Raw genomic sequence first — 14,376 nt, forward strand, 5'->3', positions numbered from 1 at the left:
CCCGGTTTTGCAGGACAAGCGTACTGTTAAAGTTGCACCGCACCGCCGTCACGGCCCGTCGGCGGCCAGAATTTAATCTTCGGGAGTTGATGTGAGCAGCAAGAATTCGTTCGGAGCCCGCGACACACTCAAGGTCGGCGACAACAGCTACGAGATCTATCGCCTGGACGCCGTGGAGGGCACCAAGAAACTCCCCTACAGCCTCAAGGTCCTGGCCGAGAACCTGCTGCGCACCGAGGATGGCGCCAACATCACCAAGGAGCACATCGAGGCGATAGCCAACTGGGACCCCGACGCCGACCCGAGCATCGAGATCCAGTTCACCCCCGCCCGAGTGGTCATGCAGGACTTCACCGGCGTCCCCTGCATCGTCGACCTGGCCACTATGCGCGAGGCCATCGAAGATCTGGGCGGCGACCCGGAGAAGGTCAATCCGCTGGCTCCGGCCGAGCTGGTGATCGACCACTCGGTGATCCTCGACGTTTTCGGCCGCGCCGACGCCTTCGAGCGCAACGTGGAGCTCGAGTACGAGCGCAATGGTGAGCGATACCAGTTCCTTCGTTGGGGCCAAGGCGCTTTCGACGACTTCAAGGTGGTGCCGCCGGGCACCGGCATTGTGCACCAGGTGAACATCGAGTACCTGGCCCGCACCGTGATGGTCCGCGACGGCGTGGCTTATCCGGACACCTGTGTGGGCACCGACAGCCACACCACCATGGTCAACGGACTGGGCGTGCTGGGCTGGGGCGTCGGCGGCATCGAGGCCGAGGCGGCCATGCTCGGCCAGCCCGTATCGATGCTGATTCCGCGTGTGGTGGGCTTCAAGCTCACCGGTGAGATCAAGCCCGGCGTCACCGCCACCGACGTCGTGCTCACCGTCACCGACATGCTGCGCAAGCACGGTGTGGTCGGCAAGTTCGTCGAGTTCTACGGCAACGGGGTGGCCGAGGTGCCGCTGGCCAACCGCGCCACCCTGGGCAACATGAGCCCCGAATTCGGTTCCACCGCAGCGATTTTCCCGATCGACGACGAGACCATCAACTACCTGACCCTGACCGGCCGCTCCGAGGAGCAGCTGGCGCTGGTCGAGGCCTATGCCAAGGCGCAGGGTATGTGGCACGATCCCAAGCACGAGCCCAAGTACTCCGAGTACCTCGAACTCGACCTGTCCACGGTGGTGCCCTCGATCGCCGGACCCAAGCGTCCGCAGGACCGGATCCCGTTGTCAGAGGCCAAGGTTGCGTTCCGGAAGGACATCCACAACTACGTCGAGGAAAACCACCCGGCACCGGAAACCAAGCTCGACGAGGCGGTCGAGGAGTCATTCCCGGCCAGCGACTCGGTGACGCTGTCCTTCGCCGACGACGGCGAGGAAGACCGGGTCCCCTCCGCCGCCAACGGCCACTCCGGCCGGCCGTCCAAGCCCATCGACGTCAAATCCGAGGAACGCGGCGAATTCGTGCTCGACCACGGCGCCGTCGTCGTCGCGGGCATCACGTCCTGCACCAACACTTCCAACCCGTCGGTGATGCTGGGCGCCGCCCTGTTGGCCCGCAATGCCGTCGAGAAGGGCCTGACCTCCAAGCCGTGGGTCAAGACCAACATGGCGCCCGGTTCGCAGGTGGTGACCGACTACTACAACAAGGCCGGTCTGTGGCCCTACCTGGAGAAGCTGGGCTTCTATCTCGGTGGCTACGGGTGCACCACGTGCATCGGCAACACCGGTCCCCTGCCCGACGAGATCTCGCAGGCGATCAACGACAACGACCTGTCGGTGACCGCGGTGCTCTCGGGTAACCGCAACTTCGAAGGCCGCATCTCCCCTGACGTCAAGATGAACTACCTGGCCTCGCCGCCGCTGGTCATCGCCTACGCCATCGCCGGCACCATGGACTTCGACTTCGAAAACGACCCGCTCGGTCAGGACACCGACGGCAACGACGTCTTCCTCAAAGACATCTGGCCCACCACCCAGGAGATCGAGGAGACCATCGCATCCTCGATCAACCGGGACATGTTCGCCGAGTCCTACGCCGACGTGTTCAAAGGCGACGATCGCTGGCGGTCACTGCCCACCCCGGAGGGCAACACCTTCGAGTGGGCCGAGGACTCGACCTATGTCCGCAAGGCGCCGTACTTCGACGGCATGCCCGCCGACCCGGAGCCGGTCAAAGACATCAAGGGCGCCAGAGTCCTTGCGCTGCTGGGTGATTCGGTGACCACCGACCACATCTCCCCCGCCGGTTCGATCAAGAAGGGCACCCCGGCGGCGCAATACCTCGAAGAGCACGGCGTGCAGCCCAAGGACTTCAACTCTCTCGGCTCGCGCCGTGGCAACCACGAGGTGATGATCCGCGGCACGTTCGCCAACATCCGGCTGAAGAACCAGCTGCTCGACGATGTGTCCGGCGGTTACACTCGCGACTTCACCCAGGACGGCGGCCCGCAGGCGTTCATCTTCGACGCGGCGCAAAACTATGCGGCACAGAAGATTCCGCTGGTGGTGCTGGGCGGTAAGGAATACGGATCTGGGTCCTCGCGGGACTGGGCGGCCAAAGGCACCCTGCTGCTGGGCGTGCGTGCGGTGATCACCGAGTCGTTCGAGCGCATCCACCGGTCCAACCTGATCGGCATGGGCGTCATCCCGCTCCAGTTCCCTGAGGGCGAGTCGGCCAAGTCGCTGAAACTGGACGGCACCGAGACCTACGACATCACCGGCATCGAGGCGCTCAACGACGGGAAGACGCCGAAGACGGTGAAGGTGACCGCCACCAAAGAGGATGGCAGCAAGGTGGAGTTCAACGCGGTGGTCCGTATCGACACACCCGGCGAAGCCGACTACTACCGCAACGGCGGCATCCTGCAGTACGTGCTGCGCAACATGCTCAAGTCCGGCAAGTCCGGCTAACCGAGCGCCAGCGCCCGCCAGTGCCGAAGGTCAGCGAGGACCATCTGGAGGCTCGGCGCCGTCAGATCCTCGACGGTGCACGCCGCTGTTTCGCCGAATACGGCTACGACCAAGCCACGGTGCGACGGCTGGAACACGAGATCGGGATGTCGCGCGGCGCGATCTTCCATCACTACCGAGACAAGGACGCCCTGTTCTTCGCGTTGGCGCGCGAGGACACCCAGCGGATGGCTGAGGTCGCGTCGCGCTCCGGTCTCATCCAGGTGATGCGCGACATGCTCGCCGCGCCAGAGCAGTTCGACTGGCTGGCCACCCGGCTGGAGATCGCACGCAAGCTGCGCCACGACCCGGAGTTCAGCCGGGGCTGGGCGGAGCGCTCAGCGCAGTTAGCCGCGGCGACCACCGAACGGCTGCATCGGCAGAAAGACGCCGGCCGGGTGCGCGATGACGTACCCGCCGACGTGCTGCAGTGCTACCTGGATCTGGTGCTGGATGGCCTGATAGCCAGGTTGGCCTCTGGCGAGGATCCGCAGCGTCTGGTTGCGGTGCTGGATCTGGTGGAGAATTCTGTCCGCAGTTCCCGTACCTGACCCTTACGCCGGAGGTTTGGCGGCGCGATGGTTTGGTCCGCCACGGCCGCGCAGTGTGGTTCCGGATTCGCGCAGCATGCTGTGCACTGAGCCGTACGACCGCCCGGTCGAAGCAGCCAGGTCGCGGATGCTGGCGCCCTTTTCGTAGGCGCTGCGCAACTCGTGCAACAGCTGATCGCGGGTCTTCGTCGACTTCCGCATGGCGACAGGGTAGGAATCCGGGTCGCGTGGTGTGCCACTTTGACGGCAATCGGTTGAGCGAACCCTCACGCCAGCTCGATGAGGTCCCGGTACTCCTCGGACCAGTAATCCTCGGTCCCGTCGGGCAGCAGCACCACCCGTTGGGGGTCCAGCGCCTCGGCCGCGCCCGGGTCGTGGGTCACCAGCACCACAGCGCCCTGATAGCTGCGCAACGCGTCGAGCACTTGCTCCCGCGAGGCCGGGTCGAGGTTGTTCGTCGGTTCGTCGAGCAACAGCACGTTGGCCGTCGAGGCGACCAGGCCGGCCAGCGCGAGTCGGGTCTTCTCGCCGCCGGACAGCGTGCCGGCCGGCTGGTCGAGCTGTGGACCGGTGAACATGAACGCGCCGAGCAGTCCGCGAAGGTCCTGTTCGCCCGATTCAGGCGCGGCGTGCCGGATGTTCTGCCAGACCGTCGCGTCGTTGTCCAGAGTGTCGTGCTCCTGGGCGAAATAGCCGATCCGCAAGCCGTGTCCCGGTTCCAGGCCGCCGGTATCGGGCGTCTCCACACCCGCCAACAAGCGCAGCAGCGTGGTCTTGCCGGCACCGTTGAGTCCCAGCACCACCACCCGCGAGCCACGGTCGATCGCCAGATCGAGCCCGGTGAACACCTCAAGTGACCCGTAGGTTCTACTCAGCCCTTTGGCCACCAACGGAGTTCGTCCACACGGAGCCGGGGTCGGGAACTTGATCCGGGCCACCTTGTCGGCGACCCGTTCTTCGTCGAGTGCCGCCATCATGCGGTCGGCACGGCGCAACATGTTTTGTGCCGCAACGGCTTTGGTGGCCTTGGCACCGAGCTTGGCGGCCTGGTTGCGCAGGGCGGTGGCCTTGCGTTCGGCATTGGCCCGTTCCCGCCGCCGGCGCTGTTCGTCGGTGGCGCGGGCATCGAGATACTTCTGCCAGGTCATGTTGTAGACATCGACTTCGCCGCGGACCGCGTCGAGGAACCACACCCGGTTGACGACGTCGGCGAGTAGTTCGACGTTGTGGCTGATGATCACCAGCCCGCCGGTGTGGGAGCGCAGGAAATCCCGGAGCCAGCCGACCGAGTCCGCATCGAGGTGGTTGGTCGGCTCGTCGAGCAGCAACGTCGTGGACGATCCGGAGCCGCTATCTGAAGCCGCGAACAGGATGCGCGCGAGTTCGACCCGACGGCGCTGGCCACCGGACAGCGTCCGAAGTTGCTGGGTCAGCACCCGGTCCGGCAGGCCGAGACTGGCGCAGATGCGTCCCGCCTCACTTTCGGCGCCGTAACCGCCGAGGGCGACGAACCGCTCCTCGAGCTGGCCGTAGCGGCGGATGGCACGGTCACGCGCGTCATCATCGGCCACTTCGGCCATCAGGGCCTGCTGCTTCTCCAGGTCGGTGAGCAGCACGTCGAGCCCGCGCGCCGAGAGCACCCGGTCACGGGCCAGGACGTCCAGGTCACCCTCTTTGGGATCCTGCGGCAGATAACCGATTTCGCCTTTGCGAGTGACCGAACCGGCATACGGCTGGCCCTCACCCGCCAGGATGCGCATCGTCGTCGTCTTACCTGCGCCGTTGCGCCCGACCAATCCGATCCGATCGCCCGGCTGCACGCGCAGATCCGGACCGTCAGGCGAGAGCAGGATGCGCGCACCAGCGCGGACCTCGAGGTCCGTAGCCGTGATCACATTCGCTCCTCAGTCATTCGACGCTACTTGTCGTCGGTGAATACCGCCGGGCGCTTCTCTGCGCGTGCCGCAACCGCTTCTTCGAAGTTGGAGGTGAGCAGACGGACGAAAAGCTGTCCGAGGCCTTCGGCCTGCATGTGCCCCTCAAGGCTGCCGGCATCCAGTCCACTCCATAGCGTCCGTTTGGTCAACTCGATACCCGGGCGGGAGAAAGCGGCCATCCGCGCCGCGATCGCGTAACAGGTGTCCAGCAGCTGGGCTCCCGGCACCTGACAAGACACCAGTCCGATCCGCTCGGCCTCTTCGGCGGAGACGTCGCGGCCGGTCAGCATGATGTCGAATGCCCGCGACGACCCGATGGCCCTGGGCAGCAGGTAGCTCAGGCCCAGTTCGCTGGCGGTCAGGCCGTTGTTGATGCCGGCCGCCCGGAAATAGGCACTGGTGGACGCCACTCGGACGTCCGCGGCCAGCGCCAGGCACAGGCCCCCGCCGATCGCGGCGCCGTTGACCGCGGCAATCACCGGTTGATGCAGTCGCCGCAACTTGAGGATGATTTCGTCGAGTAGTTCCATCGACCGCAACGCATAGGTCGGCCGGGTGAGTCCGTCGACGTGCGGGACGGTGCCCGCCGACTTGTGGTCGGCGCCCGAGGAGAAACCACGTCCCGCTCCGGTCAGCACCACCACCCGCACCGCATTGTCGACGTTGACCTCGTCAAGCGCCTCCTTGAGCGGCACCATGACGTCGAACGCCATGGAGTTCATCCGCTCGGGACGGTTCAGCGTGATCAGAGCAATCTCGGGCCGCGGGTGCTCCAGGAGGACCAAACTCACCCGGAAACGGTAGCGCAGACTCGAGCCTGGCCCGGGTACGTCGCCCGGACGCGAGTCAGACCTCGGTTACCTCGTCGGCCTCATAAGCCTTGAGTTGCTGCACCAGATCCTCCAACGCCGCCGGAGGCAACGCGCCGGCCTGGTTGAACAACAACTTGCCCTTCTTGAAGGCCATCAGTGTGGGGATGGACCGGATCTGCGCCGCCGCAGCCAGCTCCTGCTCTGCCTCGGTGTCCACCTTCGCGAACACCACGTCAGGGTGGTTTTCCGACGCCGCCTTGAACGTCGGCGCAAACGCGCGACACGGGCCGCACCAGGAAGCCCAGAAGTCGACGAGCACCATGTCGTTACCGTTAACGGTTTCGTTGAACTGCGCGGCAGTGAGGTCTTGGGTAGTCACGTCTGCCCTAACGCCGCTGCCCCGGCGCTTGTTCCCAGAGCCGTTCACAGCAAGCTGGGTTTGCCCGCCGAGTCGCGGTATGCGCGCAGTTGCCTGACCAATTCGGCCATGTTCGCGGAGTTGGCGATGCCCGCCTGTTTGAACACCAGTTTTCCCCTCTTGAAGGCCATCAGGGTCGGCAACAACGTGACGTTGGCCGTCTCGACCACGTCCTTCTCCGTTTCGAAGTTCACCTTGCCGTGCACGATGTCCGGGCAGTTGCGGGCCGACGTCTCGTAGGTGGGCGCGAAGACTTCACACGGCGCACAGAACGGCGACCAGAAGTAGACGAGAACGTGGTCATTGCCCAGAACCGCCTGCCGGAAGTCGGCAACCGTCAGATCCCTGGTCGTGACGTCTCCCATCAGCAAAGAGCGTACGTCAACGCGCAGCGGCGGCCCGCCAGGTTCGGTTGCTGAGCAGGCGTATGCCGTTGAGCGCCACCAACAGCGTCGACCCTTCATGACCGGCCACCCCCAGAGGCAGCGGCAATTGCCCCACGAGGTCCCACATGACCAGCAACGCGATGAAACCGCTCGCGAGAGCGAGGTTGACGGTCACCACGCGTCGGGCCTGCCGGGCCAGACCGATGATGGTCGGGATGGTGTGCAGTTCGTCACGGACCGTCACGGCGTCGGCTGTCTGCAATGCCAGATCAGAGCCGGCGCCCATGGCCATCGACGTGCACGCGGCGGCCATTGCCGGGGCGTCGTTGACGCCATCGCCCACCACAAGCACCCGGTGACCCGCGGCCTGCAGCTGCCGCACTGCCTCGACCTTCTGTTCGGGCAGCAGCGCAGCTCGCACGTCGACGATTCCGGTGTCGCTGGCGGCGAGCCGCGCCGCGCGGCCGTGGTCGCCGGTCAGCAGGACCGGCGGAGCCGATGTCAAAGCCGTCAGTGCCGCAACGGACTCCACTGCATCGGGACGGATCTGATCGGTCAATCCGAGCACACCCACGGCCACCCCGTTGACCACGACGACGGCCGCCGTCGCACCGGCATCGACGATCGGCTCCAGTTCGGCCGGCGAGACCCCGCGAAAACTGTGCGGACTGCAGACCTCGACGAAATGGCGGCCCACCGAGGCGCGCACGCCGCGGCCCGGCACCGCGCGAAAATCCTCCGCAGACGGGATAGCGACGCCGCGCCGCCGCGCTTCGGCTACGATCGCCCGACCCAGTGGATGTTCACTGAATTGTTCTGCAGCAGAAGCTAATTCGAGCAATCGCGGCACGTCAACCAGATCCGGCCGCAGCACCTCGACCACCGTCAGCCGCGGCAGCCCGCACGTCAGCGTCCCCGTCTTGTCCAGCGCGACGACGCTGGTGTCGGCCAGGTGTTCGACGACGACCGCGGATTTCAGCAGGATGCCGTGACGGCCCGCGTTGGCGATCACCGAGAGCAGTGGCGGCATGGTGGCGAGCACCACCGCGCACGGCGAGGCCACGATCATGAAGGTCATGGCGCGCAACAGCGTTGGTTGCACAGCGGCCCCGAGCATCAGGGGGATACCGATCAGCGCGAGCGTGGCGGCCACCATCGCCACCGAGTAGCGCTGTTCGATCCTTTCGATGAACAGTTGGGTTCGGGCCTTGGTGGCCGATGCTTCGGATACCAACTCGATGATCCTGGCGACCACGGTGTGCGAGGGGTCACGGGTGACAACGACGTGCAGCACGCCCGACCCGTTGAGGGTGCCGGCGAACACCTCGTCGCCGGCGGACCGCGCGACCGGCATCGACTCACCGGTGATGGAACGCTGATCCACGTCGGACTCGCCGGAAAGCACGACACCGTCGGCAGGTATCCGTTCTCCGGGCCGCACCAGCACGGGGTCGCTGATTTTCAGTTCAGCTGCGGGCACCACCCGTTGCGAACCGTCCGTATCGACGGTGACGGCCTGCTCCGGCGCCAGGTTCATCAGTCCCTTGACCGAATCCTCGGTGTGCTTGGTTGCCACTTCGTCGAGTGCACCCGACGTCGCGAAGATCACGATGAGCAAGGCTCCGTCGAAGACCTGCCCGATCGCCACCGCGCCGATCGCGGCGACGATCATCAGCAGGTCCACGTCGAGCGCTTTATTCCACAGCGCGTTCAGGCCGGCCCAGGCCGAACCCCAGCCGCCGGCCAGGTAGCACAGGAGATACAGCGCCCACCAGACAGTCTGCGATGCGCCGTTGAGCTGGGCAGCCAAACCGGCCAGGAACAGCACCAGCGCTGCGGCTGCCCAGCGCACCGACGTCACCGACCACAGCACCGCGCTCCAACTCGGTCGGCGGGCAGCGCCGGCGGGTACGCGGTCGAAGGACGCCTCGGGAACGATCACTTCGAAAGCGGTCAAGGTCATTCCGGCGGCCTCACAGGGGGTCAGAGTGCGTCACGATGCCCCGAGTCTATTGAGGCAGACACCGGCAGAGGTCTCGGTTTGGTTCCGTTCTGTCATTGAATTGGCTTATGGCACTTTGATATACGGCGCACAACCATGGTCCGGGTACCTCCGTTGCCAGGGTGTGCGGGTACGCCGCGGACGACGGGTGAATTCTTTTGGTGGACCATTCCATTTCGGTTGAAAACTGGATTGAAAAAGGCGACGGAAAACGATTCACCTTCGCCGAATCGCGATACGATTCGGAGGTCGCCGGCTCTTGGCTGTGGAGGTGCGAGATGTCCTACGTGGTCGCCAATACCGATTTCGTATCGCAAGCCGCGGGGAGTCTGGCCCGCGTCGGCTCGGCGATCAGCGACGCCAATAAGGCGGCCGCCGCACAGACGACGGCCGTCGCGGCCGCTGGTGCCGACGAGGTGTCCGCCGCAGTGGCCGCGGTCTTTGGCGCACACGCGCAGGCTTACCAGGCGCTGAGCGCAGGAGCGACAGCGTTTCACCAGCAATTCGTGCAACTCATGGCCGGCGGGGCGCAGCAATACGCTCTCGCTGAGGCGACCAACATCGGTCCGCTGCAGCCGATACTCGACCTGATCAATGCGCCCACCAACGCCTTGTTGGGCCGACCGCTGATCGGCAATGGAAACGACGGAACCGCGGCCAACCCCAACGGACAGGCCGGCGGCATCCTGTTCGGCAACGGCGGCAACGGATTCTCGACCGGCGTCGCTGGCGTGGCCGGCGGCAACGGCGGGTCCGCGGGCCTGCTCGGCAACGGCGGCGCAGGCGGTAGCGGCGGCGCGGGCGGGGCGGGCGGCGCCGGTGGCGCAGGCGGATGGCTGTTCGGCAACGCCGGTGGCGGTGGCAACAGCGGCGGTAATGCCCCCGGCGGCGCCGGCGGCACCGCCTTCCTGTTGGGCAACGGCGGCAGCGGCGGCAACAGCGCCAACGGTGGCGGTATTGGTGGCGCCGGCGGCAACGGCGGGATCTTCTTCGGCAACGCCGGCAACGGTGGCAGCAGCTTCCTCGGCGGTGGCGGGGCCGGTGGCCGGGCCTTCCTGTTCGGCGCCGGCGGCAATGGCGGGGACGCCCTCTCCGCGGCGACCGCTGGTAACGGCGGCCAGGCCGGACTCCTGTTCGGCAGCGCCGGCTTCGGCGGTGCCGGATTCACCAACGCCAACGGCGGCAACGGCGGCGACGGCGGCCTCTTCTTCGGCGGTGGGGACGGCGGTCACGCGGGCGGACTGGCGGGCAGCCACGGCGGTAACGGAGGCAATGCGCTGCTAATCGGCAACGGCGGAGCGGGCGGCGGCGGCGGTGGCGCCGGCACACCGGGCATCGGCGGTCGAGGTGGCTTGTTGTTCGGCCAGCGCGGCCCCAACGGCACCTAACACACCAGGTCAGGCCCTCCTCCCGCTGGTTACGGTTGCGTACGTTTTCCCCCAGCAGCGAGACTGTGCCCGATCATCGGGCCGATCAGTCTGAGTGGAAGGAAACACATTGGGGCACTACATCGCCAACGTGCGCGACCTCGAGTTCAATTTGTTCGAGGTTCTTGATGTGGGCGCCGTTCTGGGCACCGGGAAGTACGCCGACCTCGACGAGGACACCGTGCGCACGATCCTGTCCGAGGCAGCCCGGCTGGCCGAAGGCCCGGTGGCCGAGTCCTTCGCGTTCGCCGACCGCAACCCGCCCGTTTTCGACCCGGCCACCCACTCCATCAGCGTCGCGCCGGAATTGCTCAAGTCCGTGCAGGCGATCAAGGATGCCGAATGGTGGCGGCTGGGGCTGGCCGAGGAGATCGGCGGCATGGCAGCCCCCCCGCCGCTCACCTGGGCGGTCAACGAGCTGATCTTCTGCGCTAACCCGTCGGTGTGCTTCTTCAATCTCGGCCCGGTGATGTCACAATCCCTGTTCGTCGAGGGCAACGACGAGCAAAAACGTTGGGCTGCAATGGGAATTGAGCGCGGCTGGCAGGCCACCATGGTGCTCACCGAGCCTGACGCCGGCTCCGATGTGGGCGCGGGGCGCGCCAAGGCAATCGAACAACCCGACGGCACTTGGCACATCGAGGGGGTCAAGCGGTTCATCTCCGGCGGCGACGTCGGCGACACGACGGAGAACATCTTTCATCTGGTGCTGGCCCGGCCTGAGGGTGCTGGTCCCGGCACCAAGGGCCTGAGCCTGTTCTATGTACCGAACTTTCTATTCGACCCGGACACGGGAGAACTCGGTGCACGCAACGGGGTGTACGTCACCGGCCTGGAACACAAGATGGGCCTGAAGTCCTCCCCCACGTGCGAATTGACGTTCGGCGCCACCGACGTTCCGGCGGTCGGGTATCTGGTGGGCGGTGTGCACAACGGGATCGCGCAGATGTTCAACGTGATCGAGAACGCCCGCATGACCATCGGTGTCAAGTCGGCAGGCACCTTGTCCACGGGTTATCTCAATGCACTCGCCTACGCCAAGGAACGGGTACAGGGCGCGGATCTGACCCAGATGACGGACAAGACCGCACCGCGAGTGACAATCATGCACCACCCCGACGTGCGTCGCAGCTTGATGACGCAGAAGGCGTACGCCGAGGGGCTGCGGGCGGTGTATCTCTATGCCGCCGCGCATCAAGATGATGCGATGGCACAACACGTTTCGGGGGCAGACCACGACTTAGCACACCGCGTGGACGATCTGCTGCTGCCCATCGTCAAAGGCGTGGGCTCGGAGCGGGCCTACGAGATCCTCACCGAATCGCTGCAGACGCTGGGCGGATCGGGCTTCCTCACCGACTACCCGCTCGAGCAGTACATCCGCGACTCCAAGATCGACTCGCTCTACGAAGGCACTACGGCTATCCAGGCGATGGACTTCTTTTTCCGCAAGATCGTGCGGGACCACGGACAGTCCTTGCAGCACGTGACGGCCCAGATCAGCAAGACCATCGACGCCACCGCCGACTCGTTGAAGGACCAGGCCGAGCTGCTGCAGGCCGCGGTCGAAGACGTCACCGGCATGACGACTGCGCTGATGGGATACCTGATGTCGGCCGCCCAACACCCCAATGACATTTACAAAGTGGGACTCGGGTCGGTGCGCTACCTGCTGGCCGTCGGCGACCTACTGATCGGGTGGCGACTGCTGGCGCAGGCGAACGTCGCCGCAGCATCACTCTCGGGTGAACCATCTGCAAACGACAAGGCCTTCTACGAGGGCAAGGTCGCGGTCTCGGCCTTCTTCGCCAAGAACATGCTGCCGAAGCTGTCCGGGGTTCGCACCGTCCTGGAAAACATCGACGACGACATCATGCGCGTCGCCGAAGACGTCTTCTGAACGCTCCCCACGAAAAGACACGGAGGTAGCGATGTCGTTTGTGTCGGCGTTGCCGGATGCGCTGACCGGGACGGCGACGACGCTGACCGGAATCGGTTCGGCGATAACGGAAGCCAATGCCTCGGCGGCAGCTTCCACCACCGGCGTGCTGGCAGCCGGTGCCGACGAGGTATCGGCGACGATCGCGGCCGTTTTCTCCGGCCATGCGCTGGACTACCAGGCCCTCAGTGCCCAAGCAGCAGCCTTCCACCAGCGGTTCGAGCAGCTACTGCGCACCGCCGGCGGACGGTACGCAGCCGCAGAGGCGGCCAACGCCTCACCGCTGCAGATCGCCGAGCAGCAACTGCTCGATGCCATCAACGCGCCCACTCAGGTGCTGTTGGGGCGTCCGCTGATCGGCAACGGTGCAAACGCTCCGGCGGGCAGCGGGCTGTCCGGCGGTCCCGGTGGGCTGCTGTTGGGCAACGGCGGAAATGGGGGGTCCGGCGGGACAGGTCAGCCGGGCGGGGCCGGCGGGGCCGCCGGCCTGATCGGAAACGGTGGCAGAGGCGGCGACGGCGGAACCGCCTCGGCCAGAGGAACCGGCGCATCCGGAGGGGCGGGCGGCGACGGTGGCTTGCTGTACGGCCTCGGCGGCGCTGGCGGTAACGGCAGCGTCGGAAGTGTCGGGGCCGGCGGGGCCGGCGGGGCCGGCGGGAGCGCGGGGTTGATCGGGGGCGGCGGGGCCGGAGGGGCCGGTGGTGACGGGGGCCGCGGCGGCCCCGGAGGGGCAGGAGGAGCCGGCGGCCATGCCGGATTGGTGGGTAACGGCGGAGCCGGCGGGAGCGGCGGCACTGGCCAAAATAACGGGGCCGGCGGTGCTGGCGGGGCGGGCGGTAACGGCGGCTGGGTTTATGGGAGTGGCGGTGGCGGCGGGGCAGGCGGCACCGGCGGATCGAGCGCAGGCGACGTAGTGGCCGGCGCCGGCGGTGCCGGGGGGGCCGGCGGCCACGCGGGCCTGATCGGCAACGGTGCCGCCGGTGGGATCGGAGGGGCGGGTGGCGCCGCAGACGGCATCGCCGACAACACGAGTGCTTCCGGCGGGGCGGGTGGCAATGGCGGTAGCGGCGGAAACGGCGGATGGCTGGCCGGAGCAGCTGCCGCCGGCGGTACTGGTGGTCGCGGCGGCGCGGGTGTCGGCGCCGGCACTGGGGTCGGTGGGGCAGGTGGGGCAGGCGGGGCGGGCGGCAACGCTGGACTGTTCGGCCAGGGCGGCGGCGCTGGGGACGGCGGCAGGGGTGGCGTCGGCAAGGGAGTCGGCGGCAGCCTCGCGATTGGCTTTGGGGGTGCAGGCGGGGTCGGGGGCGTCGGCGGATCGGGCGGGTGGCTGAGCGGTTCTGGCGCGGCCGGCGGCGACGGCGGTATCGGTGGGAACGGTATCGCCACCGGTGGTGCGTCCAACGGAAGCCAGGGCGGCAGCGGCGGCAACGGCGGTGCCGGAGGCACCAGCCGGTTCTACGGCAATGGCGGCGAGGGAGGACGAGGGGCCAGTGGCGGCGATGGAGCTACCGCCGGGAACAGCGGTACCGGAGGCGCCGGTGGCGACGCGGGGGTGATCGGCAACGGGGGCGTCGGCGGACGTGCCGGCGCCAACCATCAAATCGGTCCGCTCGGTTCGCTGGGGGGCAACGGTGGCGCCGGCGGTAATGGCGGCTGGTTGTACGGCGACGGTGGCGCCGGTGGGGCGGGCGGGACGGGCGGTGACGGCTTCGATGTGGGCGGCAACGGCGGTATCGGGGGTAACGGCGGAAACAGCCGGCTGATCGGCAACGGCGGGCATGGTGGCGCGGGCGGCGCCGCTGGCGAAGCCGGCGGCATCGACGGAGCCGGCGGCGCCGGTGGCACTGCCGGGCAGCTGTTCGGCGTGCCCGGCGCCAACGGCACTCCCTAGTCAGATCACAGCGTGCCAGTTGACCGACGTAGGTGACACATCAATCGAAAATGATGAGGCCGCAAC

11 protein-coding genes are annotated in these 14,376 nt (G+C 66.9%); 5 read left to right on the forward strand and 6 right to left on the reverse strand.

Features of this window, described 5'->3' with window-relative positions; translation table 11 throughout:
* Positions 1-91 precede the first annotated feature (91 nt).
* Positions 92-2,908, forward strand: a complete 2,817-nt coding sequence (locus AC5Y7D_RS06635; RefSeq protein WP_499922519.1) for an aconitate hydratase — start codon at positions 92-94, stop codon at positions 2,906-2,908.
* A gap of 20 nt (positions 2,909-2,928) precedes the next feature.
* A complete protein-coding gene (locus AC5Y7D_RS06640) occupies positions 2,929-3,498 on the forward strand; it encodes a TetR/AcrR family transcriptional regulator (protein ID WP_499922520.1) in 570 nt (189 codons plus the stop codon).
* Positions 3,499-3,501: 3 nt separating this feature from the next.
* Here AC5Y7D_RS06640 and AC5Y7D_RS06645 read toward each other — a convergent pair whose 3' ends face one another.
* The 6 genes from AC5Y7D_RS06645 to AC5Y7D_RS06670 all read right to left on the reverse strand — a co-directional run bounded on the left by AC5Y7D_RS06645 (position 3,502) and on the right by AC5Y7D_RS06670 (position 9,014).
* Positions 3,502-3,699, reverse strand: a complete 198-nt coding sequence (locus tag AC5Y7D_RS06645; RefSeq protein WP_499922521.1) for a helix-turn-helix domain-containing protein — start codon at positions 3,697-3,699, stop codon at positions 3,502-3,504.
* A gap of 65 nt (positions 3,700-3,764) precedes the next feature.
* Positions 3,765-5,393, reverse strand: a complete 1,629-nt coding sequence (locus AC5Y7D_RS06650; protein WP_499922522.1) for an ABC-F family ATP-binding cassette domain-containing protein — start codon at positions 5,391-5,393, stop codon at positions 3,765-3,767.
* Between the two features lie 23 nt (positions 5,394-5,416).
* On the reverse strand, positions 5,417-6,244 hold the full coding sequence (locus tag AC5Y7D_RS06655) for an enoyl-CoA hydratase (RefSeq protein WP_499922685.1): 828 nt from the start codon (positions 6,242-6,244) through the stop codon (positions 5,417-5,419).
* Positions 6,245-6,281: 37 nt separating this feature from the next.
* On the reverse strand, positions 6,282-6,626 hold the full coding sequence (gene trxA, locus AC5Y7D_RS06660) for a thioredoxin (RefSeq protein ID WP_499922523.1): 345 nt from the start codon (positions 6,624-6,626) through the stop codon (positions 6,282-6,284).
* A 44-nt stretch (positions 6,627-6,670) separates the two neighbouring features.
* On the reverse strand, positions 6,671-7,030 hold the full coding sequence (locus AC5Y7D_RS06665) for a thioredoxin family protein (protein ID WP_499922524.1): 360 nt from the start codon (positions 7,028-7,030) through the stop codon (positions 6,671-6,673).
* A gap of 16 nt (positions 7,031-7,046) precedes the next feature.
* A complete protein-coding gene (locus AC5Y7D_RS06670) occupies positions 7,047-9,014 on the reverse strand; it encodes a heavy metal translocating P-type ATPase (RefSeq protein ID WP_499922525.1) in 1,968 nt (655 codons plus the stop codon).
* A gap of 317 nt (positions 9,015-9,331) precedes the next feature.
* Between AC5Y7D_RS06670 and AC5Y7D_RS06675 the strand changes: the two genes are divergently transcribed.
* From AC5Y7D_RS06675 to AC5Y7D_RS06685, 3 genes are all read left to right on the forward strand, one after another.
* Positions 9,332-10,441: a PE family protein gene (locus AC5Y7D_RS06675; RefSeq protein ID WP_499922526.1), complete on the forward strand. Its 1,110-nt coding sequence runs from the start codon at positions 9,332-9,334 to the stop codon at positions 10,439-10,441.
* Positions 10,442-10,550: 109 nt separating this feature from the next.
* Entirely contained in the window at positions 10,551-12,380 is a 1,830-nt protein-coding gene (locus tag AC5Y7D_RS06680; protein WP_499922527.1) for an acyl-CoA dehydrogenase, read from the forward strand.
* A 31-nt stretch (positions 12,381-12,411) separates the two neighbouring features.
* A complete protein-coding gene (locus tag AC5Y7D_RS06685) occupies positions 12,412-14,310 on the forward strand; it encodes a PE family protein (protein ID WP_499922528.1) in 1,899 nt (632 codons plus the stop codon).
* Positions 14,311-14,376 lie beyond the last annotated feature (66 nt).

The organism is Mycobacterium sp. NGS49 (assembly GCF_059812565.1).

Coding starts and splice junctions, on each gene's coding strand:
- AC5Y7D_RS06670 (WP_499922525.1), bottom strand. CDS start 9,014: ATGACCTTGACCGCTTTCGAAGTGATCGTTCCCGAGGCGTCCTTCGAC.
- AC5Y7D_RS06645 (WP_499922521.1), bottom strand. CDS start 3,699: ATGCGGAAGTCGACGAAGACCCGCGATCAGCTGTTGCACGAGTTGCGC.
- AC5Y7D_RS06685 (WP_499922528.1), top strand. CDS start 12,412: ATGTCGTTTGTGTCGGCGTTGCCGGATGCGCTGACCGGGACGGCGACG.
- AC5Y7D_RS06675 (WP_499922526.1), top strand. CDS start 9,332: ATGTCCTACGTGGTCGCCAATACCGATTTCGTATCGCAAGCCGCGGGG.
- AC5Y7D_RS06665 (WP_499922524.1), bottom strand. CDS start 7,030: ATGGGAGACGTCACGACCAGGGATCTGACGGTTGCCGACTTCCGGCAG.